This is a genomic window from Nonomuraea sp. B19D2 (assembly GCF_040137845.1).
Classification (GTDB): domain Bacteria; phylum Actinomycetota; class Actinomycetes; order Streptosporangiales; family Streptosporangiaceae; genus Nonomuraea.
This window is the reverse complement of record NZ_JBEFAK010000007.1, coordinates 152556-174141: the sequence shown is the minus strand read 5'-3', so window position 1 is coordinate 174141 and position 21586 is coordinate 152556. Positions and strand designations below refer to the sequence as shown.

At 66.0% G+C, this 21586-nt stretch carries 32 protein-coding genes; 4 read left to right on the top strand and 28 right to left on the bottom strand.

The features are described from left to right. Positions 1-56: 56 nt before the first annotated feature. Genes ABN273_RS15890 through ABN273_RS15860 form a run of 7 tightly spaced genes read right to left on the bottom strand, consistent with a single transcriptional unit; the run spans position 57 to position 4712 of the window. Positions 57-452, bottom strand: a complete 396-nt coding sequence (locus tag ABN273_RS15890; RefSeq protein WP_349449581.1) for a hypothetical protein — start codon at positions 450-452, stop codon at positions 57-59. Then, entirely contained in the window at positions 452-1855 is a 1404-nt protein-coding gene (locus ABN273_RS15885; RefSeq protein WP_349449580.1) for a hypothetical protein, read from the bottom strand. Before ABN273_RS15885 ends, ABN273_RS15890 begins: the two co-directional genes overlap by 1 nt. Beyond that, entirely contained in the window at positions 1852-2814 is a 963-nt protein-coding gene (locus ABN273_RS15880) for a YqaJ viral recombinase family nuclease (RefSeq protein WP_349449579.1), read from the bottom strand. Before ABN273_RS15880 ends, ABN273_RS15885 begins: the two co-directional genes overlap by 4 nt. Beyond that, positions 2814-3200, bottom strand: a complete 387-nt coding sequence (locus ABN273_RS15875) for a hypothetical protein (protein WP_349449577.1) — start codon at positions 3198-3200, stop codon at positions 2814-2816. The genes ABN273_RS15880 and ABN273_RS15875 overlap by 1 nt, the downstream gene beginning before the upstream one ends. Further along, positions 3200-3394, bottom strand: a complete 195-nt coding sequence (locus ABN273_RS15870; protein ID WP_349449576.1) for a hypothetical protein — start codon at positions 3392-3394, stop codon at positions 3200-3202. Before ABN273_RS15870 ends, ABN273_RS15875 begins: the two co-directional genes overlap by 1 nt. After that, positions 3391-4380, bottom strand: a complete 990-nt coding sequence (locus ABN273_RS15865) for a hypothetical protein (protein WP_349449574.1) — start codon at positions 4378-4380, stop codon at positions 3391-3393. Before ABN273_RS15865 ends, ABN273_RS15870 begins: the two co-directional genes overlap by 4 nt. Then, positions 4377-4712 (bottom strand): hypothetical protein, encoded by a 336-nt coding sequence (locus ABN273_RS15860; protein WP_349449573.1) that lies wholly within the window; start codon positions 4710-4712, stop codon positions 4377-4379. Before ABN273_RS15860 ends, ABN273_RS15865 begins: the two co-directional genes overlap by 4 nt. A 262-nt stretch (positions 4713-4974) precedes the next feature. Between ABN273_RS15860 and ABN273_RS15855 the strand changes: the two genes are divergently transcribed. Beyond that, positions 4975-5463 carry a hypothetical protein gene (locus ABN273_RS15855; protein ID WP_349449572.1) on the top strand — a complete coding sequence of 163 codons (489 nt, stop codon included), beginning with the start codon at positions 4975-4977 and terminating at the stop codon, positions 5461-5463. Between the two features lie 21 nt (positions 5464-5484). Here the strand turns inward: ABN273_RS15855 and ABN273_RS15850 are convergent, their stop codons facing one another. From ABN273_RS15850 to ABN273_RS15840, 3 genes are read right to left on the bottom strand one after another with little or no spacing between them, the layout of a single operon-like run. Beyond that, positions 5485-6450, bottom strand: a complete 966-nt coding sequence (locus ABN273_RS15850) for a hypothetical protein (protein ID WP_349449571.1) — start codon at positions 6448-6450, stop codon at positions 5485-5487. 30 nt (positions 6451-6480) lie between these two features. Continuing rightward, on the bottom strand, positions 6481-6693 hold the full coding sequence (locus ABN273_RS15845; protein WP_349449570.1) for a hypothetical protein: 213 nt from the start codon (positions 6691-6693) through the stop codon (positions 6481-6483). A 59-nt stretch (positions 6694-6752) separates the two neighbouring features. Beyond that, a complete protein-coding gene (locus ABN273_RS15840) occupies positions 6753-7088 on the bottom strand; it encodes a hypothetical protein (RefSeq protein ID WP_349449569.1) in 336 nt (111 codons plus the stop codon). A 297-nt stretch (positions 7089-7385) separates the two neighbouring features. Here ABN273_RS15840 and ABN273_RS15835 point away from each other — a divergent pair, with 297 nt between their 5' ends. Further along, positions 7386-7634 (top strand): hypothetical protein, encoded by a 249-nt coding sequence (locus tag ABN273_RS15835; protein WP_349449568.1) that lies wholly within the window; start codon positions 7386-7388, stop codon positions 7632-7634. 12 nt (positions 7635-7646) lie between these two features. Here the strand turns inward: ABN273_RS15835 and ABN273_RS15830 are convergent, their stop codons facing one another. Genes ABN273_RS15830 through ABN273_RS15815 form a run of 4 tightly spaced genes read right to left on the bottom strand, consistent with a single transcriptional unit; the run spans position 7647 to position 9965 of the window. Continuing rightward, positions 7647-7844: a DUF397 domain-containing protein gene (locus ABN273_RS15830; protein WP_349449567.1), complete on the bottom strand. Its 198-nt coding sequence runs from the start codon at positions 7842-7844 to the stop codon at positions 7647-7649. After that, positions 7838-8689, bottom strand: coding sequence for a helix-turn-helix domain-containing protein (locus ABN273_RS15825; protein ID WP_349449566.1), 852 nt, complete (start codon positions 8687-8689; stop codon positions 7838-7840). Before ABN273_RS15825 ends, ABN273_RS15830 begins: the two co-directional genes overlap by 7 nt. Before the next feature lie 56 nt (positions 8690-8745). After that, positions 8746-9459 carry a winged helix-turn-helix domain-containing protein gene (locus tag ABN273_RS15820; protein ID WP_349449565.1) on the bottom strand — a complete coding sequence of 238 codons (714 nt, stop codon included), beginning with the start codon at positions 9457-9459 and terminating at the stop codon, positions 8746-8748. Between the two features lie 38 nt (positions 9460-9497). Further along, positions 9498-9965: a GntR family transcriptional regulator gene (locus tag ABN273_RS15815; protein WP_349449564.1), complete on the bottom strand. Its 468-nt coding sequence runs from the start codon at positions 9963-9965 to the stop codon at positions 9498-9500. A 165-nt stretch (positions 9966-10130) separates the two neighbouring features. Between ABN273_RS15815 and ABN273_RS15810 the strand changes: the two genes are divergently transcribed. Then, positions 10131-11219, top strand: coding sequence for a hypothetical protein (locus ABN273_RS15810; protein ID WP_349449563.1), 1089 nt, complete (start codon positions 10131-10133; stop codon positions 11217-11219). Positions 11220-11494: 275 nt separating this feature from the next. Here ABN273_RS15810 and ABN273_RS15805 read toward each other — a convergent pair whose 3' ends face one another. Together ABN273_RS15805 and ABN273_RS15800 are read right to left on the bottom strand one after the other, a co-directional pair. Then, the gene (locus ABN273_RS15805; protein ID WP_349449562.1) at positions 11495-11692 is read right to left on the bottom strand and encodes a hypothetical protein; all 198 of its coding nucleotides are present in this window, start codon (positions 11690-11692) and stop codon (positions 11495-11497) included. A gap of 13 nt (positions 11693-11705) precedes the next feature. Then, the gene (locus ABN273_RS15800) at positions 11706-12086 is read right to left on the bottom strand and encodes a hypothetical protein (protein WP_349449560.1); all 381 of its coding nucleotides are present in this window, start codon (positions 12084-12086) and stop codon (positions 11706-11708) included. Between the two features lie 420 nt (positions 12087-12506). On the opposite strand from ABN273_RS15800, the gene ABN273_RS15795 reads away from it, so the two are divergent. Further along, complete coding sequence (locus ABN273_RS15795) at positions 12507-12824, top strand: hypothetical protein (protein ID WP_349449559.1); 318 nt, start codon at positions 12507-12509, stop codon at positions 12822-12824. Between the two features lie 125 nt (positions 12825-12949). On the opposite strand, the gene ABN273_RS15790 is transcribed toward ABN273_RS15795, so the two are convergent. The 12 genes from ABN273_RS15790 to ABN273_RS15735 form a co-directional block, all read right to left on the bottom strand. After that, entirely contained in the window at positions 12950-13558 is a 609-nt protein-coding gene (locus ABN273_RS15790; RefSeq protein WP_349449557.1) for a hypothetical protein, read from the bottom strand. 150 nt (positions 13559-13708) lie between these two features. Next, a complete protein-coding gene (locus tag ABN273_RS15785; RefSeq protein WP_349449556.1) occupies positions 13709-14017 on the bottom strand; it encodes an HU family DNA-binding protein in 309 nt (102 codons plus the stop codon). Positions 14018-14075: 58 nt separating this feature from the next. Further along, positions 14076-14627, bottom strand: a complete 552-nt coding sequence (locus tag ABN273_RS15780) for a DUF6349 family protein (protein ID WP_349449555.1) — start codon at positions 14625-14627, stop codon at positions 14076-14078. Positions 14628-14716: 89 nt separating this feature from the next. After that, positions 14717-15166: a hypothetical protein gene (locus tag ABN273_RS15775; protein ID WP_349449554.1), complete on the bottom strand. Its 450-nt coding sequence runs from the start codon at positions 15164-15166 to the stop codon at positions 14717-14719. Further along, entirely contained in the window at positions 15160-15438 is a 279-nt protein-coding gene (locus ABN273_RS15770) for a hypothetical protein (RefSeq protein ID WP_349449553.1), read from the bottom strand. The genes ABN273_RS15775 and ABN273_RS15770 overlap by 7 nt, the downstream gene beginning before the upstream one ends. Before the next feature lie 10 nt (positions 15439-15448). Next, complete coding sequence (locus tag ABN273_RS15765) at positions 15449-16189, bottom strand: hypothetical protein (protein ID WP_349449551.1); 741 nt, start codon at positions 16187-16189, stop codon at positions 15449-15451. Between the two features lie 19 nt (positions 16190-16208). Then, a complete protein-coding gene (locus ABN273_RS15760; RefSeq protein ID WP_349449550.1) occupies positions 16209-16574 on the bottom strand; it encodes a hypothetical protein in 366 nt (121 codons plus the stop codon). Beyond that, entirely contained in the window at positions 16574-16915 is a 342-nt protein-coding gene (locus ABN273_RS15755; RefSeq protein WP_349449549.1) for a hypothetical protein, read from the bottom strand. The genes ABN273_RS15760 and ABN273_RS15755 overlap by 1 nt, the downstream gene beginning before the upstream one ends. 81 nt (positions 16916-16996) lie before the next feature. Next, on the bottom strand, positions 16997-18892 hold the full coding sequence (locus ABN273_RS15750; RefSeq protein ID WP_349449547.1) for a DNA cytosine methyltransferase: 1896 nt from the start codon (positions 18890-18892) through the stop codon (positions 16997-16999). After that, the gene (locus ABN273_RS15745) at positions 18880-19215 is read right to left on the bottom strand and encodes a hypothetical protein (protein WP_349449546.1); all 336 of its coding nucleotides are present in this window, start codon (positions 19213-19215) and stop codon (positions 18880-18882) included. Before ABN273_RS15745 ends, ABN273_RS15750 begins: the two co-directional genes overlap by 13 nt. A gap of 100 nt (positions 19216-19315) precedes the next feature. Then, on the bottom strand, positions 19316-20935 hold the full coding sequence (locus ABN273_RS15740; protein WP_349449544.1) for a DUF3560 domain-containing protein: 1620 nt from the start codon (positions 20933-20935) through the stop codon (positions 19316-19318). Continuing rightward, positions 20932-21582 carry a hypothetical protein gene (locus tag ABN273_RS15735; RefSeq protein ID WP_349449543.1) on the bottom strand — a complete coding sequence of 217 codons (651 nt, stop codon included), beginning with the start codon at positions 21580-21582 and terminating at the stop codon, positions 20932-20934. The genes ABN273_RS15740 and ABN273_RS15735 overlap by 4 nt, the downstream gene beginning before the upstream one ends. Positions 21583-21586: the final 4 nt, after the last annotated feature.

Below are 21586 nucleotides of genomic sequence, written 5' to 3'. Positions count from 1 at the left end.
GGGTTGGAGCCGTCCGGGCGCCCGGCCTCGCGCTGGCAGCAGGCGCCCGAACGGGGTCATCGGATGAAGCCGGGCTGACTGCACCGGGTGAAGGCCGAACCACCGATGGAGTAGAGGTCCATGCGACGGGCGATCACACAGCCGGTGCACTTACACTCCGCGATCGGGTCACGCTCGTTGTCATCGCGGTAGGCCCAGGTCGCGTGTCCGGCCAGTTCCTCGCGCAGCACTCGGAGCATGTGGTCCCGCTCCCAGCGCAGCTCCGCAATGTTCTCGGCCAGTTCGGCCTCTCGGCAGTCGCACGCGAGGTGATGGTGATCGCAGGCCACGTACCGGGGGTCCATCGTGTTCTTCGGCAGGGCCAGCGCCAGCGGCACCTCGAAGCGGGGAGCGCGCCAGTGCGGAGCCCTGAAAGTCACCACGTGGCGGATGGCGATCTCCGTAGACGCCATCAGAAGCCGTCGCCCTGCTGCTCGCCCTGAGCCTCGGCCTCGAGCGCCGCCTTGGCAGCGTCGATCATCTTGTCCCAGGTGCCGCGAGGCTGCTCCGTGCCAAGCGCCTGCTCCAGCAGTTCGGCCACCGCGACAACCTCATTGTGGGTCAGGTCTTCAGCCTTCATGACCGGTCGGCCGAGCAGGTCGGACAGGTCGTGGAAGCGTTCCTCGCCGGTGATGCCGAGCCGGTTGAACGACTCTCCGATCTGCTTGGACAGGCTGTTGCGCAGCTTGGCACGCTCGACCTGGAGCCGCTTCAGCTCTGCGACGGCGCGCTGCGCCTGGTCCCGGGTGAGGTCCTTCGTGGAGCCCTCGACCTCGACGCCCAGGAACTCCGACAGCCAGGCGAACCGGGCCGCATCGTTCTTCGCTGTAGCGCCGCGCCCCTTGTTCGCGGTGATCCCGAGGTCCGTCATGAGGATGCCCAGCTCGCGCAGATCCTTAGGGTCAGCGGGCCCGTCCTCGACGATGTCGGCCTCCACCGGCTCTTCCTTAGCGGCGGCCGGAGGCTGCTCAACGGAGGCATGCGCCTCGTCCGAGTCCTGCGAGGCAGGCAGGTTGACGCCGCGGCCGAGCGCGTTGAGCACCTGGTCGGCCTGCGCGGCGGTGAGGTCGTGGGCTGAGTTGAACTCATGGTCGGGGATGAGGGTGCGGATATAGTCGAGCTTGTCCTTGACTCCCTTGGTGTCCATCAGGTCCGCCAGATCCTTCAGCTTCTTCGGGCTGGCCTTGACCACGACGGTCGTCTCTTGAGCGGCCTCGGACGCCTCGCGCACCGATGCGCCTGCCTGCACCGTGGCGTCGGTGACCACGTAGGAGCCGTCCTCGTTCACCTGGGCGCCCAGTTCCTCGGGCAGGTACCCCATACCGAGCAGCGCCTCCTTGCAGGCGTCCCGGGAGACTTCGGCCAGGGCCCGCGCCTTCAGCATCTGCTCGGTGTACTTGCTGTAGTTCTCGTTCTGCCTGGGCAGGCCCGCCAGGTTGGCGCGGGCAAGGGTCCATTCGGAACGGAACTCGAAGTCCGGGTCGTCGTGGCGGTGGATCGTGGCCACGGCCTTGAGCGGCCGTCCCTGATCGTCGCGTTCCACCCACGTGCGCAGCTTGTGGCCGGCCCGGCGCACCAGCGCTGACATGAGCGCGGCGGACGGGCTCGGCTTGCCCTTGATGATGTGGATTTCGGTGACGGCCACCAGGGGTTCGATGTTGACCGCGATGCCGAACTCGATGGCGTACAGGACATTCGGGGGATTCTTGAGGAACGCGGCGGGCATCAGCGCGGCCTTGGCGAGTTCCTCGGCGTACCGGATGCGGTCGGGCACCGGCCACGTTGCGATGGCGGGGAGGTTGTCGGAGGTGGTCATGCTGCTGCGGCTCCTTGCAGCTCGGGGTCAGGGAATGTGGGAAGGTCACTTTCGACGACCAGGTGCGGAGTGCCGCCCTGCTTGGACTGGCGGCGTGCGACCTTCATCCGGCCGTAACGGGCGTGAGCGGTGGTGCCCATCGCTTCCAGCAGCTCGGCGCGGACCTTCATCGCGTCCTTCTTGGCCGCTGCGGCGGCTGCTGCCGCTTGCTTCTCCTCCGTGAGGACGGGGAACCAGCGGGCGGCCTGTTCGTCGGAGATGTCGTAGACGGTGTTCGGCTCGATGAGCGGGTGCCGCTTGTGGAGGGCCTTGACGGTCGCCTTGTGGCCGTCGACGGGCGGCATCTCGTCCCACGCGATCGACAGTTGGAACTCTTCGGCCTGCCTGCGCATCCACTCGGTGTCGGCCTCGTCGGGGAGGATGATGTACTCGCGGAACTCGAGGCCGCGGCCGATGAGGACAGCGACTCGCCACTCGGGCAGGCCGAGCACATCCATGTACCAGCGGACCTGGGTGAGGTAGTAGAACGGGATCTCTGCAGTGCCCGAGGTACCCCACTCGCGGCCGTCGGCGTCGGTCTTGAGCTCCAGCCCGCAGGCCACGCGGCCGCCCTGCAGCAGCAGCCGGTCAGGATTGCACAGCTGCCAGTCCCGGTCCGGGTCGACGTGCACGTACGTCCCGGCTTCGACGACCTCGTACTCCGGGTGCTCGTATGCGAACCAGTTGGCCACGCTGGGCTCCAGGATGTGGCCGCGGGTCTGGTCATCGGTCTGCGGGTCGGGCTCGATGAGCCCTGCCTTTTCGCACCACAGGCTGTACTTGGACTGCCACTTCGACAGGCCGACGATCGCGGCGACGTCGGACCCGCCGATGCGGTGCCGACGCGCTGCGTGCCACTCGGGGCTTCCGGAGGCCCACCGGCCGAGGTACCGGCCGGTGGGCGTTGCGAGAGCGGTCATCAGAACGGGGGCTCGTCCTCGTTGCGGTAGACCAGGCGCCACGGGCCGTTTGTGAGGAGCAGTTCGTCGAGCCCGTCCGCGGGGTAGCTGCCTCGGGCGCTGAACAGGGTGACCTTGTTCTCGTCACCAGGGCGAACGCCGAACCACTTCAGGCCCTGACCGTCCTCCCAAACGTCGTCTTTGCGGGGTGGCCAGGAGTATGGGGTGAGCGCCTCGACTTTGAGGAGTTCGGCTGCGATGGGGAGCGGGCCGACGTTCAGAGTGCCGTGCTGGTGCCGGAAGTTGAGGTACAGGAACCGGCCGCGCGACGTCGTCTCGACCGACTCCGCGTAGCAGTCAAGGATGGTGACCTTCAGCCGGTCGCCCCTTTTGATCTCTCCCTGCATCAGTCCAGGTCCTTCTGTTCGCGGCGGTAGGCCCACTCGTCGAAGGGGGTCATGGCCTGCTCGGCCGGGTTGGTGGGGTCGCGCCACGGCACCGGCTGGCGCGTGAGGAACGGGTCGGCCGCGTACGGGGCGGAGATCACGTGGATCAGGTCCTCGATTTCGTCCTCGCCAGGCAGCGGCGGGAAGAGCTTCACGCGGTCACCTCGCCCGTGGCCATTTCGCGAAGGATGCGTCGCGGGGTGTCGGCGATGCCCCGGGCAACGCAGATCAGGCGCGTGATGGCGTCCGGCGGGGTGTGGATCGGCAGGCCGAGCGCGATGCAGTTGATGCGGTGGACCGCTCCGGTCAGCGGGTGAGGGAATTGCGTGGTCGGCCGCAGGTGGTTGGCCCAGATCTCGATGATGTTGCCGCTGTAGCCGGTGACCTTGCACCGGTAGACGCGGTAGAAGCCATGCGCCGACCCTTCCCAAAGGTGCGGGAAGCGTTCGACGAGGCCGTCGAGGTGGCGAATGACCGTCTCGGTGTCGCTGCCGAGCGCGATGTGGGCTTCGGCGAACGGCACCCGGTCAGCCGTCCTGCGGATACCGGCGAGGACCTCGAATGTGTCAGTGACATCGTTGCCGTCCTTGTCGTGGATGGCGATGTTCCACACCCGGTTGTCGTCGCCGGACGGGAGCGCGGCCCGGCGGGCGAGGTTCTTGCCGAGCCGCCGGTTGAAGAGGCTGCGGGTGATGTCCACGCGGGTCCGCTGACCCCATTTGGTCATCCAGGTGACGGTGTAGGTTGGCGCGATCTCACGGACGGAGATGGCGATGGCGCCGCCCGTCTGTGGGTAGACGTGGCCGTCGCCCTGCTCAAGGTCGATTTCGGCCTTGCACGGCACCTTGTGGTACAGCTTCAGGAAGGTGGCCAGCTTGTCCGCCAGGTCGGCAGCGTTGGCGGCGGCCAGCGCAACCGGGTTCTCCAGCAGAACGCTCTCGACGAGGTAAACGGGGTCGTTCTCGATCTGCTCGACGACCTGGTTGATGAGACGGTCAGCCTCGGCGGTGTCGGCGTTCAGCGCTCGGATGAGGCGGTCGCGGGAGAGGACGCCGATCCCGCAGAGGCGGTGTTCGGCGGCGTTCATGGCCAGGTTGGCGATGCGCTGCTCACTGGTGACGGCGATGGTAATGACGTTCAACGGTTCTCCTTTTCGTCAGCGGTGCCGCTAACGGAATTGGCGATGGCGAAGACAGCGAAGACGCGGACGCGCTTGCTCCCGTCGTGTTCGGTGACGGTTCGGGTGCTGGCGCGAAACGTTCCCGAGGGGTCGTCGAACCCCAGTCGACCGTTGTTGACGGCGTTGCGAAGGCTCGCGGCCTCTGTGCTGCCGCTGGCGATAGCGGTGGGAAACTCCGCGATGATCGCTGTTTCACCAGGCTTGGCACGGAGCTGGTCGGCGATGTGTGAGAGGTCTGGCGCGCCGTGGCGTGGCGCTGGCTTTGTCCAGACGACTTCATCGAAGACAGGCAAAGCGCGCTCCGTTCGTGCTGGTGCTGGTGCGTTCAAGGGCTAATGATCTTGTTCTTGCGTCTCGCGACAAGACGACACTATCGCTCGATGATGCATATGTCTATCTATGATGCAACAGGTGTAACGCATGCATCATGTTATACCGTGCCCACTTAGCGTGATCAACTTTTCGCGTACTTCTGGGCAACGCGACATGCGTGTTGATACAGTTGCAACGCCACGCCACAACGCCAACGCCACCAAGCCAGAGGGGGGCACCCCCGTGCCCAGCATTGTCCCTGGCGTCGCCGTCATCATCCGGCGACGCAAGCGAACCGACACTCTCCAGCGGGAACTGTCCGTCCGGGCCGCAGTCCGCCGATTCAACGAAGTCGCCCCCTACACGATCAGCGACATGAAATGGGGCCGCATCGAGGGCGGCAAGGTCGAGACCGTCTCCACCATCGACCTCGCCTGGATGGCCTATGTGGTCGGCGCCTCCAGTGAAGAACTTGCCGAAGACGGCGCGCACGAGGCTGCCGAGCTACTGCGCGGGATCATCGCCAAGCGCAACGATGACCCCGCGCTAGCAGCAATGGACTTGTCGCTGACACCTGAAGCCGTGCAGCACGGCATTCAGAAGCGGCTGCAGGAGATCCGCTCTCTGCCCCGTGATGACGAGCGAGACCGCATGGAGCGGTTGTTCCTCCAGCAGATCGACATGGTCGTGCGCGTCTACGAGCAGCAGATCGAGATCATCCGTAACCGGTGATCGACATGCCGTCTGTCCAGCTCAGTTCATCCATTCCCGGGCGGCGTGGAAGATCAGCGCGGGACGGGTGTCCACGCCGGCGAGCTTCCGCATGCGCTTGATCCGGCGCAGGATGGTGCTTTTGCTCGTGCCCATGAGCCTGGCCATGTTGTCGTCGGTCTGTCCGGCCACGATGTGCTGGAGGATCAGCAGGTCCTCCTCCTCCAGTTCGGCTCGCGCTCTATTGAAACGGTCCAGGTCCGGCTCCAGCGGCGTAGCCTGCGACCAGTAGTGCTCAAACAGCACGATCATGCACTCAACGAGTGCGCCACCTCGGATCAGCAGCGTGGAATTCTGATCGGAGTAGCCGCGCGGGAAGCGCGGGACCAGCGCGCGTTCCTGATCAGAAACGACCAGCTTGAACGGCAACTCCTTGGCTACCCGCACGTCAGCGCCGAGTGCGATGACGTTGTGCAGGCCTGTCACCGCGGCTTCGTTGCTGAGTACGGCTCTCTCGTAGATGAACCGGCGCTTGGGTCGGCGCACCGTCCCATCCAAGTTGCGACGCGCAGGGTCACCTGGGGCGTGCAGCATTGTCAACGGTACGAACGGCGCAGTGATGAGGTGCAGCACTTCGCGATGCGCCCCAAGCGACAGGTCATCGAAAGCGGCGCCGACGCTCTGACGTGAGGTGAGGACCTCTACGGGAGCGTTCGGGCCTTGTGTCACGGCGGAGATGCTGTCGAACATGTCGCGCAGCCCGTCTGCCTGGGCCCTGAGCCTGGCTAAGGACGCTTCAGCTGTGGCCACGATCGGCTTCAACGCGTAGTCCGGATGACGGGCGGTGGCTGGCTCCCCCACGACCAAGCCCACGTCGCGAAGCCTTGCGAGGGCTTCCTCGGCTTCTGGGCTGATGCGTTCCAACTCTGCCGAAGGCGTGGGCCCCTGCTCGACCAAGCACTGGTAGAGCTGCTCTCCAATTTCGCCGATCCCCAGGCCGGACCTCACCGTTGCACTTCCTTTCGATCCCCGTCGTCTCTATTCGATACCTGCGGTGTGCAGGGCCTCCTCCATCACCGTTGCCGCCCACAGCGTGTGCTCCTGGCCAGCCCGGTAAGCGCGGCGGTAGGCCATCACTGCGCGGGTGAGCGTGATGGCCTTGGTCGTGGTCAGTACAGCAACGACCACCCAGACGAGCGCTACCGATGCTGTGATCCCGGAGGCGGCCGTGGCCGTCACGGCAGCCGCCATGGATGTGGCGACTGCTACGACGGCTACGGCTGCGTGGCGCTTGATGCTTGGCCCCACTATCACCAGCCGCCGGAGTCGGAGTTCGTGCTGCTGGCTGGGGCCTTCGTCACCGTGGTCGTGCTGACCGTGTCGGTGACGGTCTTGGTGATGGTCTTGCTGCCATCGGGGTTGGTGACCGTCTGCGTCGTCTCGGTGTGCGTCTGCACGGTGCCCGGCTGCGGGGCCGGCGACGTGGTGCTGCTGGCGCTTGGGCTCGGTTCCGGCGTGGAGCTGGTGTCCGTGGCCGTCGGTGCGGGGGACGGCACCGGTTCGGCCTGGGCCGACGCGGTGATGGAGACGGTGAGCAGCAGGGCGACAGCAATGGCGGCCAGGATGGCGCGGATGCGCGTGATCATTGGTCACTTTCTGTGATATGAGTGGGTGAAGATGGCGCGTGCGGTCGCCCGGAGAGCGGTTCCTCCCTGTGGACGTTACGCATTGTGCACGCCAGGGGAAACCATGTAAATAGGTTAATACGGGCATGTCCATAATTATTCGTGACGTTTTGGCGGCATGACGCTTTGTTGTCAGTCAAGCCGATCATCGTCATAACGATCATGCATCGGGCAAGTACACGGGCATATCGCGACACAGTCATGACTCGCTAGGTTGACCCGGCACCATAACGAGTTGATCGGACGCGAAGGAAGCCCATGACAGGACGACGTCTCGCCCGAATTCTCGCCGTCGTCGGCAGCATCAGCTACGCCTTGCTGGTCATCGACATGACACGCCAGGGCATCAGCGCGGCTTCCATCGCGCTCGTGGCCGGGTTTGGCCTGGTCAGCGCTATCGCGACGGCCCTGTTCGGACGACTCCGGGTTCAAGAGGACGTGGCTTACGAGCGTGGGCTACGCAGCGTTACGGGAACGGTGTGTAGCCAGAATATAGATCGAATATAGAGCGACGAGCCGCTACTTGCTCCACTCGGGCAAGTCGAACACGCCCCGTCGAGCGCCGCGAACGAACTCCCACCACTCCTGATCCGTGAACCAGACCGTCGCCTCGCCGGGTCTCTTGCTGTTGCGCAGCTCGATACGGTCGGCGCCGGCGCGGCGCGCCTCGACACAGTCGCCAGACTCGGACGCGGTGATCCACTGGTCGCTCAGCACGTGATGCCTTCCCTGATGCGCGAGATCAGATCCGCAGACTCGTCGGCGGGAAGCGCCAGCTCACGGAAGTGGTTGAAGCGCCGCTTGAACTCGCCGACACGCGGCCCCTGGTCGATTATGCCCCCGATGCCCACTTCGAGGAACAGCACCTCGCCCAGGCTGGGCAACGCGAGCAGTACGAACCCGCTCGACAGGCCAACCGATGTCTCGTGCGGGATGACCCGGATGGTGATGTTCGGTCTGCTGGTGTCGGCCACGAGCTTGTCGAGTTGCTGAGCCATCACCGCAGGCCCGCCGATCTGCTGACGTAGGGCCTGCTCCCCGATGAGGGCGTGCACGTGGACGGGGTCGTCGCAGTAGGTGATCCACTGGCGGGCGATCCGGGCGCGGACCTTCATCGCCACCAAAGCCTCATCCTGCTCGATCATGCCTGCTGCGATGACGGCGTGGGCGTACGCCTCCGTCTGGAGCTGACCGGGGACGAGCAGCGGATGCCAGTGACAGATCAGGGACGCCTCGGTCTCCCATACGACGTACTCGACGAGACCGCCCAGGCCGCGCTTGTGCTCCTCCCACGGCGGCGTGACGCGTCCGGTGCGCAGGAGGTGCTGGCACTCCGCGCGGACGGCCGCGTCCTCCACCCGGTACAGGTCAAGGAGCCGCTTGATGTCGCCTGCGGTGGCGTATTGGTTGGCGCCACGCTCAAGGCGGGAGACCTTGGAGGCGCTCCATTGCAGGCGATTGGCGACTTCCCCGCACGTAAGACCAGCCGCGTCACGTAGCTCGACCAGCGTACGCCCGAGGGTAAGCAGCCGCAGCGGCGGGCTTATCCGTGAGTCAGGCATGGGCAGGATTCTCTCGTGCTCAGCGCCGGGCGAAAACGCCATAGCCATGTTTTCGCCTATTTAGGCCATTTATCCTTACTTATCGCGAACGTTCCTCTATGCGGCACTGTGTACGCCCAACCCTGCTCCCTCAGCAGTGCCACGGCCGCCCGCACCGTCAGCTTCGATACTTCGTACTGCCGTTCCATCTCCGCTTCGGACGGCAGCATCTCGTCCGCGCCGAACTCGCCCGCCTGAATGCGCCCGGCCACCGCAGCCGCCACCTTCTCCGTCAGCGTAGGCGGACGCCGACGAGGCGCGCTCTCGGGGCCGACGAACCTTCCTTCACGGCCACGCGAGTAGATCAACCCTTCCTCGCGCAGCGTCCGCAGACTCGATCGGATCAGAGCGGACGACACCCCGTAGGTTTCCATCAGCTCACTCTCGAGCGGGAGCCGGTCTCCTGGCTTCAGGCGGCCGGACGCGACCCCCTCGCGAATATCGGCCACGAGCCGCTGAGAGGCGGGCATGGGCGGCTTCGCTTTGCCACCCTGGCTGGCGACGAACGTCCCGACGCCGGGCACCGTCGTCACCACGCCCTCCTCACGAAGCTGCCGCAACGCCGAGCGAACCGCCGCACGACCGACGCCGTACTCAGCTTGCATCTCGGGCTCGGTCGACAACTGGTCGCCCCGCTTCCACCGGAGCGCCTTGATGTCGTCGCGGACCGCCGCGGCGACGCGGCGGCCTGGAGAGTCCGCGCCCGTACCGTTCTCGGGAGGGTTGATCATGCACCCAACGGTACCGTGAGCGGGCGACGAGATTAGACCTATTCACAAGGAGTGCGGGGGTACGTGCCACGTCCCCGGACGGTGTAGACCAGGCCGCGCTCCCGCAGGAGTGCCAAGGCCCGCCGCACTGTGCCCTTGGCAACGTCGTACTGCTGAGCGAGCTGCGTCTCTGACGGCAACGGCATTTCCTGCTGGAAGTCGCCGGCCTCGACCTTCGCCGCCAGGTCGTCGGCGATCGTCTGGAACACCCATCCCGAGCGGGCCTCGCGCGGAGCCGTCTCCGGGCCGACGAACGAGCCTTCGCCTCTGATCGTGTAGATCACACCCGCCTCGCGCAGCTCCCGAATCGCGTTCCTGGCGGTGATCCGCGCAACGCCGAACTCCGACGTCAGGTCCGCCTCGGACGGCACGAGCGCGCCCGGCCGTAGCTCCCCGCCGTCGATCCGCTTGCGCAGAACGTCGGCGAGCTGACGGTAGAGCGGAACGGGCCCGCGTGGATTGAGCACGGACGAACGCTAGATGTCCTGGCACATGCTTCTATCGGCGGCTACATGTTTTGAAAGTCCTAGTACAAGTCCTATACCGATTGAGATATCTCTCATTACTGTAGGCGTATGCAACACACGTCCTCGCGAACACCTGCTACCTACGGATCACACGCTTCCTAGGCCATGCTCCGAGGCCAGGGCATCGGCGACGACAGCGCTAACGACCTGCCTTCGAACCTGGCAGGCCACGCCATGACGTCGAAGCGCTTCAGCATCGACCGGGGTACCCCACGTCAGCGCCTTGCGATGGACAGGGAACGCGTAAGGGCTGAAGATTGCCGGGTGCCGTCACCTCCGCGCGGGCGCGTGTTCAACTGGATCATCGTCGCCTCAGCCGTTGCCGGTGTGGTTGTGGTCGTGGTGCCGGCTCGCCATCAATGGGGCCTGTGGCTTGCCGGCAAACCGGTTGATACGCTGCCGCTGTTTTGGGACATACCGGTTCTCATATGGGGCCGGATCGGCAAGGTGCTGCAGTTCGCGGCGGGCCTGGTCGCCATTATCGATCTGCTCGATCACCACAAGCTGCGCGCCACGGGACGGCAAGCCGGTCGGCGGCTGCGGGAACGCAGGGCGCAACAGCAGCTCAAGCTCCGCTCCCATCGGCTGTTGGCTCTGCGGCGCAAACTCTACGATAGTTTTATCGACGTCCAGCCTGTGGGGGGCCTATTCGGGGATCCCGTCCTGTTCCTCAATACCCGCCCGCCGACCGACTTCGGCCCAGTAGCGTCCTTCGCCCCCAAGGACTACCTCGGCTTCCGCGAGCGGGTGCTGGCAGGGTTGGACGTCCGCACCGGTGGCGGACTGTCCAAAAAAGAGGCCGAGCAGATCCGCGAGCAGGTCGACGTGTTTCTCAAGGACCACTTGCCACCGGAGGACATAGCCCTGTCCGAGCAGAGCGAAAGAAAATGGGGGGGATTGACCACGCTGGTCTGCGTGGCCCTTCTAGGCAGCGTCGTCTACCACTGGATGGCTGGGCCCATGCTGGAGTTGATGCTCCTTCATGGCGTGCTCATAGCGGGCTTCTTGACGCTCCTATCGCCGGCGGGGCCCTACGTCGCAGCCCTGCCCGGCCTAGCCCGCGAGGTGCCCGCGCTGCTGGCCGGATACCTCGCCACGCACCTGCTCGACCGGACCCACCCGCTGCACGCCTTCCGCAAGATCGCCGTGGTGCTGTTCATCATCGGCTTCGGTCTGGACCTGCTCGCCTCTTGACCGGCACGCGCCTCCAAAGCCCGAGGCCATGATCGGCGTCACCTCGACTAGCCACCCGGCATGCTCACATCGATCTCCCCGACCACGTTCCCATCCAGCGTCCAGTTACGGCCAGCCGCGCTTGATCCAGCGGAGCTCGGGAGCCGGGCGCAAGCAGGAGGCCCCAACCGGTCAGTGATCCGGTTGGGGCCTCCTCGCGCGATACATGCAGATTCGATCGCGGCAGCAATCTACCTCAGGCGCTTCACCTTGCGGCGCCGCTGCGACAGGATGCGCTAGTTCTCCTCCTGATCGAGCGCGGCCTGCAGGGAAAGCTTCAGCTTCTCGGCCTGGTCGAGGCTCATGTCGCTGAGGCTGCCGTCGAGAGTGCGGCCGCCGGGCAATGGGTCGATGTGGATCACGGGGCTGTTGTCGGTACGGGAGACCGCCACAGGGCTTCCGGCGACGGTGTACTCGTACGGTTCGTTTTGCATGGGTGTCGGCTCCTTAGCGTCCGTGACGGGAAGATCTCGATCCGCCCCGGATTCGTACCTTGCGTTCCTCTTCGGGAGTCAGGGCGATGGCAGACAAGGTGGTGACGCCCTCGGCGAGAGCGCGAGAGATGCGGTGCCAGCCGTCGATCGGCATCTCCATGCCAGGTTGGCCAGTGCTGGGGTCTGGCAGAGGCGCGAGCAGAACGGGCTCGGTGAGATCCACGGTGGCGGCGTGGTTTTCATCGATGGACACGAAGCAGAGGAGGTCGGCCCAGTCGTCGACGTTGATGTGGCGGTTCGGCTGACGGCCTTGGATGAGTTCGAGTGCGGCTGTGACGTCCCAGACGAAGGCGAGGGCTTCGAAGATCTGCCGCTCGGTGGGGGTGTTGGACATGTGATCCTTTCTTCGTAAGCGTGTCCGCTTACGCTGTTGCGCTGTGTGCGTTGCTGTGGTGCACGCTGAGCGCCTTTGGTGAGAACTCTGAAGCTGACTACTGACAGTGTTTATGCGTGTAGGAGACGTCCTAGACCGTCTGCGGAACTCGTCGAGTCAGGTGCCATGGCACGCGACAAATTCAGTGCGGCGCAATACGGTGAGGTGAACACCAGCCAGCCACACGCCACGGAGCACGCCACCATGCCGCCCCGCAAGAGGCCCGACCCTCGCAACGCCGCTTTCACTGAGCCAGGCGAAGAGACGTCAGCGGACCCGCTAACGCCGCGACGCACCGCCGCACCCACCCGCGGCCGCGTTGCAACGTGGACCACTCTCCACAACACCGGCACCCGCCTGGACGATGCCACGAACTCCCGCATGACGAAGGCGCACGAACGCACAGGCAAGGGCGTCAGGGATATCTGGGAAGAGGCGATCAACGCCTACTGCGACAAGCTCGGCGTCCCGCAGGAGATGCCCGAGGACGCGGAGCTGAAGATCCCAGCTCCCAAGAAGAACAACATGAGCGGCGGCAAGCTGACCATGGTGCGGCTGACCAGGACCACGCGGGCGCGTCTCGTCGAGGGTTGCCTACGGGAGTACCTGGGCGGCCGGCCGTTCATCTCGGATGCGCTGAACGACTACTTCGACGGTCTGGGGATCCCACGACCGAAGGAGGCTCAGGAGCCCAGGTAGGATTCCCCCGCCTCTGTGATGAGAGATCGAAAGGTCGCTCCCGCTCTGCAGGGGCGGCCTTTCTACGTGCTTGCTGATCCTTTATCTCTGGGATGTTCAGCATCGCGGTCACCAGCGGCGTGCCATCACGTCGCAGGCGGCTCAGGGAGTCGGCGGAACTCCAGCCGGTCCAGCTGATCGCGAAATCCCTCAAGAAGCCGTCCTACACACCCTGATCGGACCACCGCGTAGCCAGTGTTGAGGTTGTGGGCCACGAAGTAGTCGCCAATAAGCTCGCGGGCCCTATCATCGAGGCTCCACCACCTGCTGCCCTTCGTGACCTTTACAAGGATGTGACTCGGGTGGTGACGCCCATTCTCGTCCAGGAAGCGGCGCGTCTTCCCCTTCGTCCAGGCAGCGTAAGGCGATTTCACCTTCACGCCAGCCTCGGCAAGCAGGGCATCTAGGGTAGCCGGACGGTTCTCGACGCAGATCTCTCGGACGATCACCCGGTGTGCGTTCTCACCGAGCCGGCCGAGGAAGCCTTGCAGACGTTCGCTTGGGAGGAGCCTGTAGCCGCCGGAGATGCTGATGTACGTGCGAGGCATTGGCATTTCGTCATCCCAGGCGTCAGCGAAGCCGCTCCAGTCGCCCCGCTTCTTGATTGCCACGTGACCGGCGTAGCGTGTCACGAACTCCCGCCATATCGGCCTAGTCCAGTCCTTGAGCGGGGGCTTGATCTCGATCTCGTTCATGGATCGATCCCTTCAGGAGTGCGGCGCGAGCCGTACGTTACTGCTCGCACCGCGGGCCTGTCTGGTACGTGTCGAGGTTTTGTGTGGCGGGGCGGTACGCAAGGCGGGCCGCACCCATCTGGATACGGCCCGCTCGGTCACATAGATGAGCTACAGCTCGCGTGCAGCCACCTGCCGCTTGAATTCCGTGCCAGGCCGGAACTTGACGACCCACTTGGCCTCAACGGGAACCCGCTCGCCCGTCTGCGGGTTGCGCGCGTCGCGCCCTGCCTGCTTGACGGGCTCGAACTTGCCCCAGCCGGTGACCTGCACCGTGCGACCGTCCGCGACCTGCTCCTGGATGTAGTCGAGCACGCCGGTCACGTACCGCTCGGCGATCCTGCGGCTAGGTGCACCGGCCCGGTCGATGACGGCGTCGATGATGTCGCTCTTCGTCCTGATGTTCTTCTCAGCGTCCATGGGTTCTCCCCTGATCGTTGTTACTGATCGGCAGCGTAGATGTTCGTCAGCGTTATCGCTAACGGAGTTGGTCAAGCAGTGAATCTTGAATAGCCGTGGACGCCACTTCCTTCTTCGGCCGTTGGTGCGGGGACGCTATGTCGTATCCCCCTCCGGGGGCGCGCATCGCCCAGTGCAGCCCGTTGCTCTCTTCGCGCATGGTGATGATGGGACCGCCTCGCTGGAACCAGCCTGGCGGGTACGCCTTCGCCACGTTCTCCAGCCACCGTTGGCGATCGCCGTATGGCGGGGGCGGCAGCACGGAAGGCATGTTCCTCCAGTCGGGGAAGGCGTGGTCGTTCGCATCTTCGATCGCGTCGTTGAGCCGCCGGTGGTCTGGGCCTTCCCAGTCGCAGCCCAGGCAGGCGCCGCAGCGCTGCTGCTTGCCCTCTGGCGTGCGGCGCGCCAGGACGGTCGGTTGGTGCTCCTCGGTTTCCTCGACGTCGTTCAAGCCGCCGCTGGGCCAGCCTGGTTGGTTGATCTGGATGCACCAGACGCCCTGCCTTTCGCCGTGGGGCAGGCTCTGCCAGTAGGTGTGCCTGGCGACTGCTCCGCGCGGTTCCTTCGTCATCGCCCTTCCCGATAGTCCAAGACGGTCTGTCGGCACCAGCCGTGCTTCTGCTCCTGGACGGCACGCTCTCGGCGACGAGCAGATCCCGCTCACGCGTCGCCTGCCTCTGCCAGCCGCCAGCGGGTGATGGGCAGAAGGACGCTGTCATCACGCAGACACGGCACCGCCCGAACGAGGCCCTCGCGCTCCATCTTGCGCAGCGTCGCGTTCAGTGCCGTGCCGTCGTATTCGTCCCCGTACTTGAGGTGATTGCCGTACCTGATGTGGAGCACCCGCGCCAGCTCAGTGGACGTGAACAGCGATCGCGGGTAGCGCTGGAGGTGCTCCAGGACCTGCGGCATGAACTCGTGGTACCGGATGGTGCGACGCGATCGGCCTTCCAGATCGACCAGATACCGCTGGATCGTCCGCTCGGTCACGCGTAGCCGCGCGGCCAGGGCCGGGACACTGTCCTCTTGCTCAAGCAGCTCGCAGAAGGCGCGGAACCGGATCTTCTTGTCCTTGCGCATCTGCGGCACCTTGGCGCCAGGCGTCACCACTGCACGTCCTTGATCATCGCAGCGGCCTTTGCGTGCGCGTCCTTCCACGTCAAGTTCTCTGTTTCGACGAGTGCGCTGATCAGCGTGTGCCAGGCGATCGCGGCGTCCTCTGCGGCCCAGATGGTCATCTGGTTCACGCCGATCGGTGCGACGAGCGACCAGACCCATGTCTGGCGCTCCGCTTCTGCTGCCAGGTAGCCAAGGAAGCTCTGACGGCACACGGTGGTTGATCGTCTGCAAGCGGGGCAGATCGTAGTGTCGAGTTGGGGCATAGTGATCTCCTCAGAACAGGGCATGTTGCGGGAACGGCACCGCCTCGACGGCCGCCGGCTGCGGCGCCAGGCGTTGCCTCGGGATGGACAGGTATGAGTGGTCGAAGAAGTCCCGGACCTCCGGCAGGAACAGCGAGTCCTGGCGGGCGATGGACTTGCGCCAGGACAGCACGTCGCGCAGATTCCGGTCCGGCCCGCGTGTCAGGGTGGTGCCGTCGACCGAGTCGCAGCCGATCGTGGCGGCGTACTGGTACCGCTTGAAGGAGTTGACGCGGCCCATGTGCACCCATTTGCCGAGGTCGATCGCGTACCCGGCGAGATTGGCCGCCGCCACGCTCAGCTTGAATTCGTCGGTCCCGGCAATGAACAGGACGTCGTACTCGTCCTCGATGTCCCACGGGTCGAGGTCCATCAAGTCCTGTGCGGCGTAGGCCGCGGGGAACCCGAGGTCCCGGATCCGAGGCAGCATGTCCCTCGACCGTTCCCAGGTGCGAAAGTGGTTGCCGGGCACGTCCGGCGCGACCGCGAACAGGCACCACTCCCGCAAGGGACGGAGTTTCTTCAACAGCTCCAGGTACTCCTTGTCGCCGGGGTAGCTGCCGCCGAAGCATCCGTTGTCGATGCAGAACGTCCATCCCTCCTCCAGGAGGTTGCCTTGGCCCGGCGACGTGATCGCGCCGAGCCGGTCCGCGCGGATGTGCTTGCGGATCGGATCGGTGCTCGGCGGCGTCAGGTAGAGCGGTGGCCTCATCAGGCCGGGGCGGAGCCCATCACGCGCATGCCTGCGGGCCGTTCGGCGCAAGCTCGTAGGCCAGGAGGAGCAGAGCGCGGATCGGCCAGCTCACGGGCGGGTCGAACGGGGTCCGGTTGTCCTGGCCGCGCAGTTCGCCGGCGTGGGCGGTGGCGGCTTCCAGGCAGGTGGCGAGGTCGTCGCACAGGTCTCCGGCCGGCTCCCACCAGGCTCGGCCCGCCCGGTTGGTGAGGTAGGCGTATGCCTGGTAGGCGGTGCCGGTGCGGAACGGACGGTGCGGGGCCGACAGGATGACGATGGTGGGTGTGGTGTCGCCGGGGGCGGGACGCTGCACGTAGCGGATGTGGATGGCGAGGGCTCGGCCGCCTCGTTTCTTGATCTGCATCAGGCGCCCGCCTCCTCGATGAGGTGGCAGTGCGCGATCTCGACCTGGTCAGCGCGGCCGACGCGCAGGTTGAGGATGCCGCCGGTGTCGAGGCACTCCGCGATCGACAAGCCGTGGTAACGCCCGTTGCTGTCGATCATGTGTTCGGCGATCCGGCCTTCCCAGCCCTTGCTCTTGATCGCTCGGGGGTCGATCACGCGGACGATCGTGCCGACCGGGATTTTCCGGCCTCGGTAGGAGGGGGCGAATCCTGGCGTGGAGTCGTACCAGCCGAGATCGTGGCCCCCCTCGTGGATGGGACGGATGTGCGGACTCTCCCAGTCGGGCTCTCGCTTGGGCATGTGATGTCTCCTTGAGGGGATGGGCCCGCCCCAGATCTGGGGCGGGCATGATCGTAAGCGATACCGCTTACGGAGTTGGCGTTAGGCGATGAGGGCGTAGTCGTGGGCGAACCGGTCGAACTCGACGCCGAGCATCGCCTCGATCACGGCGCACGCCAGGATCTCGGCCATGGGCGGCGGGACCGCGTTGCCGATGAGCTTGACCTTGTGCCGCTGGCTGTTGGCGATGAACCGGTAGTCGTCGTCGAACGACTGGGCCCGCCGCAGCTCGTGCAGCTTGAGCATCCGGAACAGGATCGGGGACACGTCGATCGCGTCCGGGGTGATCTCACCTGTGGTGGCCATGAGCGCCCAACGATCCCGCGTCGGCAGGGTGCCCACCGGTTCGGTCGTCCGCGTGGTCCCGCCGTTGCCGTAGTAGGCCATGAGGAGCGACCGCAGACCCTCGGGTACGGCGACGAGCGACTGATGGCCCGTCGACGTGATGGTGCGCGCGGGCTCGCCGGTGCTGGTGCAGTGTTCCTTTCCGTCACCCTTGCTGCCGTTGTTGCGCATCAGGAACGCGGGCGGCATCCAGTCGGGGTGCACGCCGAGCCCGTGATGGAAGCCGCCAGCCGTGACCGCGTGTGCGGGGTCCTCGAGCGCGGGCCGCGACTTGAACTCGTCGCCACCACCACGGAACGGGAACACGAGCGGCTGCATGTCCGGCTTCGACACGAGTGCGTGGTTGGAGCCGTCCGCGACAAGCGTCGCCGTGGGGTCCGTGGACGGGTCGAACGTCCGCACACGGTTGGAGCGAAACAGGCTGAGGAACGAGTCCGGAGGGAACGCCACGGCGTCCTCCAGCCGGGTGGTGCTCGTCCGCTTAGGATCGGCCGCCGACCGCGCCATCTTGCCGTCACGCCCTTCGCACGGGACGACGAGCGCCTGCGACTCTCGTGTGGTCAGCGTTCGGGCGGGGTCGACCACGCTCGTCGGGTCGTCGTTCCACGTGCCGCCGGCGGGCGACAGGAACGGCGTGATCCAGTGCTTGATCACGCCCGCGCGGACGCGGTCGAGCGTCTTCGGTGCCAGGCCCTCCGGCTTGTCCTTCGTCTTCTTGCGGGAGCCGATGGGCGTGCCGAGGTCGGTCCAGTCGATAGTGGCGGCCGCGGGCAGCACGGGGGGCTGGACCACCTGGTTGCCGCACGACGGCTGCGGGCAAACGTACAGGTATTGGCCGTGCTTGCCGTAGGCGCCCATGTCCTGGCCAGGCGTCTTCCACGCCTGCCGCGCCTGGATCCACCCCTCGTGCTTCGGGCAGTAGGCGTACGGGTCGAACCACTTGGAGTAGTTCGGGACGCGGCCGACGCTCTCGTGAATGCCCGACACCAGCAGCCGGTCTCGTGACTGCGGCGTGAGCGATGTGGTGCGGCCTTGGGCGTGCATGGCGTTGAGCGCGTGCACCTGGATGATGTAGCCGAGCTTCCGCAGCTCGTGGACCCAGCGGTCCCAATGGACCCACAGGCGGGCTTGGATCACGTTCTCCACGCCGAAGCCGAGCACCGGTCGGCCGTACTTCTCCTGGCAGAAGCGCAGGTAGGTGACAACCTCCTCCATCAGCGCCCGCGACCTGACCCCGGCCTTGTCGTCCTCGGTCATGTCGTCGAGGTCCCACAAGGCCATCTGGTTCTCTTTGTCGAACCACCGCTTGTCGCCGCGGGCCGTAGAGAAGCGAGGACACGCAGGGCTGGCCCAGAAGAAGGTGGCGTACGGGAACTTCTCGATCGCGTCCGGCTTCTGCACGTCGCCGAGCCAGAAGTCGACGCCCTGGTGGTTCTCCATGTACGTCCACTGGGCGGGCTCGAAGTGGTTCGCGCCGAACTTCAGCTCTGTACCGGGAACGCGGGCGATGCCTGTGCCGGAACCGCCTGCTCCAGCGAACATCTCGGCGACAGTGACGGTGTCGATGCCCTTGTGCCGGATCAGCGTGCCCACGAAGCCTCCGGCCTGGACTGTTCGGAGGCCGCGGCCTTGGTGGCGCGGGTCTGTGCGACGGCCTTGGCCAGCTTGCCCTTCGTAGGCATCGGGAACCCGCTCATCTCCGGGGCCGGTTCATAGATCCAGCGGTAGACGACCGGGCCGGCAGGCGTCATGATCACCTCGCGGCCCCGGGGAGACGTCCACAGCGTGGACAAGGGCTGGTCGGTGATCACGTGGTCAGTGACCTCGGGCTGGAGGGGCGTCTTTACGTCGTCTATCGCCATCGCGTTGTGGTTCGCCGCTTCAGGGAACGGCAGAGGTGGTGCGTCGCCGAACATGGTTTCTCCATAGGTAGTGAAGGAAATGGCCCCGCCTCGGGCGAGACGGGGCCGTACGATCAGAGGGCGGCGCGAGCCCGGTAGCCTCGGGCTCGCGCCGCTACTCCTCAGGCGCGGGGATGACTACGAGGACCGTGCGCGCGTCCGTGCCCGACGTGGCGAACGCCCCATCAGGCAGCGGCTCGATCCGGCCACCGCGCTGCTCGACCAGTTCGCGGAAGCTGGTGGCGGTGTTGTCCTTGTGCCAGGCGACACCGTTGCTCATGACGGCAACCAGCAACCCGCCCGGCTTCACGAACCGCAGCGCGTGCATGACGTGCTGCATGTCCTGCCCCCTCGAGAACGGCGGGTTCATGAGCACCCGGTCGAACCTCGCCGGGTACTGGTCAAGTGGCACCTCCAGAAAGTCGCCCGTAGTCAGGCCGACGATGCCGGGCACGTCCAGCAGGCCCTTGGACAGCTTCGGGTACCGCTCGACGCAGTGGACCTCGCACCCGGCCGCGGCCGCGGCCCTGGCGAGCGCCCCATTGCCTGCCGAGGGTTCGAGCACCGACATGCCCGGCTCCAGTTCAGCCGCCTCCATGACGCGCTCGACCACCTTCGGCGGGGACATGAACGCCTCCGAATCGAGCGGCACGCCAGTCTGCGCTTCGGCGATCGGCTGCGCCAGCTCGGCCACGTCGATCGAGGGCACCTCGACCTTCGGCCGCGACGTTGCCTTTTCGGCGGGCCGCTTGGCCGCAAGCCGTGTCGGCCCGTCGTCGCCGTGGGGGCATTCGACCTTGCCGACGTCGGTGAATGGAATCTTCGGCCGCCAGTGGTCGCGGAAGTCCACCTGCACCGTCTTGGTGTTGACCTTGATGACCAAGCCGTTGTAGCCCCACGCCCACAGCCGATCTCCGACGTGGACGTTGGCGCGGCTGTACTCGACGTACGCGCCCGCCTCGATCGCAGCCTGCAACTGGGCCTGGTCGTATTCCAGCTGATTCTCGAGCTGGGCTTTCCGAGCAAGAAGCTGGTCCCGGTAGTCGCCCTTCGCGGCGTCATGGGTGTCGACGTAGAACGGGTTGCCCGCATGGTCGCGGTGGATCCGCTGGTAGCCGTCCAGCGATCGCTGAATGCCGCGCAGCTCGGCCTCCGTCTTCTCGATCCGGCGCGCGGTCGTGCCCGGCCGCGCCGAGTGCCGCATCTGGCGGCCAACCGCGTTCGCCCGCTCGGCCGTGCTCTGCGCCTTGTCGTTCTCATCGATGCTCTTGCGCATCGCCTGGTCCATCCGCTTCCGGTCGGCGCGGGCCCGCCGTTCGGAATGGTGACCGACGAGGATGGGCTGACCGCCCTCAAACCGGGCGCCGATCTCATGAGCCCGATCGTGTGCGGCTGCCGCCGCGCCGGCGTGCCGGTCAGCCTTCGCCTCCAACGCGTCACGGCGGTCTTCGAGCCGGTCAGCCTTGTCCGCGAGCACCTGCGCTCGGTCGCGGTGAGTGTCGTCGATCTCAACCTCGACCTCGTACCCGGCCCTGCGCAGGGCCTCGGCCGCGGCGTTAATCGCCCACCGGTCGGCGACCCGGTCGCGGGAGTTACGCAGCCCGATCATGCGCATGGACGGGAAGTACTTGAAGTTGCCGTTCTCCCACTTGCGGACGATGTCGTACACTCCGTCGCCCTTGCGGGTGCCGTAGATGAGCGTGCCGTCCTCATGGTTGTGCTTGATAGTGATCACTGGTCGCCGACCTCGCTCTCGCTGGCGTCGAGGTCGGCCGGGTAGAACTCGACGTCGTCCTTCAGCACCTGGTCGAGGAGTTCGAGGACTTCGTCGCGGGTCGGCGCCGGGCCGCGCACGATCTCGTAGACGGGGCACGCGTCGGGACAGCGCAGGCCGGGATGGGTGCCGCACTCTGGGCACGGCTTGTTCTTGGGCGTGGTGTCGCGCACGTCGAACACCCGCTCCGACGTGAACCCGGTCCAGGCGCCCGCGTCGATCTCCTCGGTCTCGCCGGTCTTGGGGTCGTCGAACTCCTCGACGCGCTTGCCGCCTCGCCGGCGGGCTATGATCCGCATCGGCTCGGCGGCCTCCAGGACCGCGCGGTTCTCCTTCGCCCAGAAGAACGCGCTCTTGACCCGGGTCGCGGACGGGTTCTGCCCCAGCAGCGCCAGGGTGTTGCGCAGGGTACGGTGCGCCTGGACGCGGGCCGCGTACTCGCGGAACGCGTCGATCAGCTCAGGGTGCTCGGCCAGTGCGCGGGCGGCCTTAACGACCGCGTCGTTGGCGATCGCCTTGTCGAGATCCTTACGCTCGCGCCATGCCTGCTTGTCGCCGGGGTTCCAACCGGAACGGGGACGCCTGCGGCGGCCCTTGGTGGTGGTCATCGCG

Excerpts from the sequence above, each read along its gene's own strand:
- ABN273_RS15890 (WP_349449581.1), bottom strand. The coding sequence starts at position 452 with ATGGCGTCTACGGAGATCGCCATCCGCCACGTGGTGACTTTCAGGGCT.
- ABN273_RS15885 (WP_349449580.1), bottom strand. The coding sequence starts at position 1,855 with ATGACCACCTCCGACAACCTCCCCGCCATCGCAACGTGGCCGGTGCCC.
- ABN273_RS15880 (WP_349449579.1), bottom strand. The coding sequence starts at position 2,814 with ATGACCGCTCTCGCAACGCCCACCGGCCGGTACCTCGGCCGGTGGGCC.
- ABN273_RS15875 (WP_349449577.1), bottom strand. The coding sequence starts at position 3,200 with ATGCAGGGAGAGATCAAAAGGGGCGACCGGCTGAAGGTCACCATCCTT.
- ABN273_RS15845 (WP_349449570.1), bottom strand. The coding sequence starts at position 6,693 with ATGGCGGCTGCCGTGACGGCCACGGCCGCCTCCGGGATCACAGCATCG.
- ABN273_RS15840 (WP_349449569.1), bottom strand. The coding sequence starts at position 7,088 with ATGATCACGCGCATCCGCGCCATCCTGGCCGCCATTGCTGTCGCCCTG.
- ABN273_RS15835 (WP_349449568.1), top strand. The coding sequence starts at position 7,386 with ATGACAGGACGACGTCTCGCCCGAATTCTCGCCGTCGTCGGCAGCATC.
- ABN273_RS15825 (WP_349449566.1), bottom strand. The coding sequence starts at position 8,689 with ATGCCTGACTCACGGATAAGCCCGCCGCTGCGGCTGCTTACCCTCGGG.
- ABN273_RS15820 (WP_349449565.1), bottom strand. The coding sequence starts at position 9,459 with ATGATCAACCCTCCCGAGAACGGTACGGGCGCGGACTCTCCAGGCCGC.
- ABN273_RS15810 (WP_349449563.1), top strand. The coding sequence starts at position 10,131 with ATGCTCCGAGGCCAGGGCATCGGCGACGACAGCGCTAACGACCTGCCT.
- ABN273_RS15805 (WP_349449562.1), bottom strand. The coding sequence starts at position 11,692 with ATGCAAAACGAACCGTACGAGTACACCGTCGCCGGAAGCCCTGTGGCG.
- ABN273_RS15800 (WP_349449560.1), bottom strand. The coding sequence starts at position 12,086 with ATGTCCAACACCCCCACCGAGCGGCAGATCTTCGAAGCCCTCGCCTTC.
- ABN273_RS15795 (WP_349449559.1), top strand. The coding sequence starts at position 12,507 with ATGACGAAGGCGCACGAACGCACAGGCAAGGGCGTCAGGGATATCTGG.
- ABN273_RS15790 (WP_349449557.1), bottom strand. The coding sequence starts at position 13,558 with ATGAACGAGATCGAGATCAAGCCCCCGCTCAAGGACTGGACTAGGCCG.
- ABN273_RS15785 (WP_349449556.1), bottom strand. The coding sequence starts at position 14,017 with ATGGACGCTGAGAAGAACATCAGGACGAAGAGCGACATCATCGACGCC.
- ABN273_RS15780 (WP_349449555.1), bottom strand. The coding sequence starts at position 14,627 with ATGACGAAGGAACCGCGCGGAGCAGTCGCCAGGCACACCTACTGGCAG.
- ABN273_RS15770 (WP_349449553.1), bottom strand. The coding sequence starts at position 15,438 with ATGCCCCAACTCGACACTACGATCTGCCCCGCTTGCAGACGATCAACC.
- ABN273_RS15765 (WP_349449551.1), bottom strand. The coding sequence starts at position 16,189 with ATGAGGCCACCGCTCTACCTGACGCCGCCGAGCACCGATCCGATCCGC.
- ABN273_RS15760 (WP_349449550.1), bottom strand. The coding sequence starts at position 16,574 with ATGCAGATCAAGAAACGAGGCGGCCGAGCCCTCGCCATCCACATCCGC.
- ABN273_RS15755 (WP_349449549.1), bottom strand. The coding sequence starts at position 16,915 with ATGCCCAAGCGAGAGCCCGACTGGGAGAGTCCGCACATCCGTCCCATC.
- ABN273_RS15745 (WP_349449546.1), bottom strand. The coding sequence starts at position 19,215 with ATGTTCGGCGACGCACCACCTCTGCCGTTCCCTGAAGCGGCGAACCAC.
- ABN273_RS15735 (WP_349449543.1), bottom strand. The coding sequence starts at position 21,582 with ATGACCACCACCAAGGGCCGCCGCAGGCGTCCCCGTTCCGGTTGGAAC.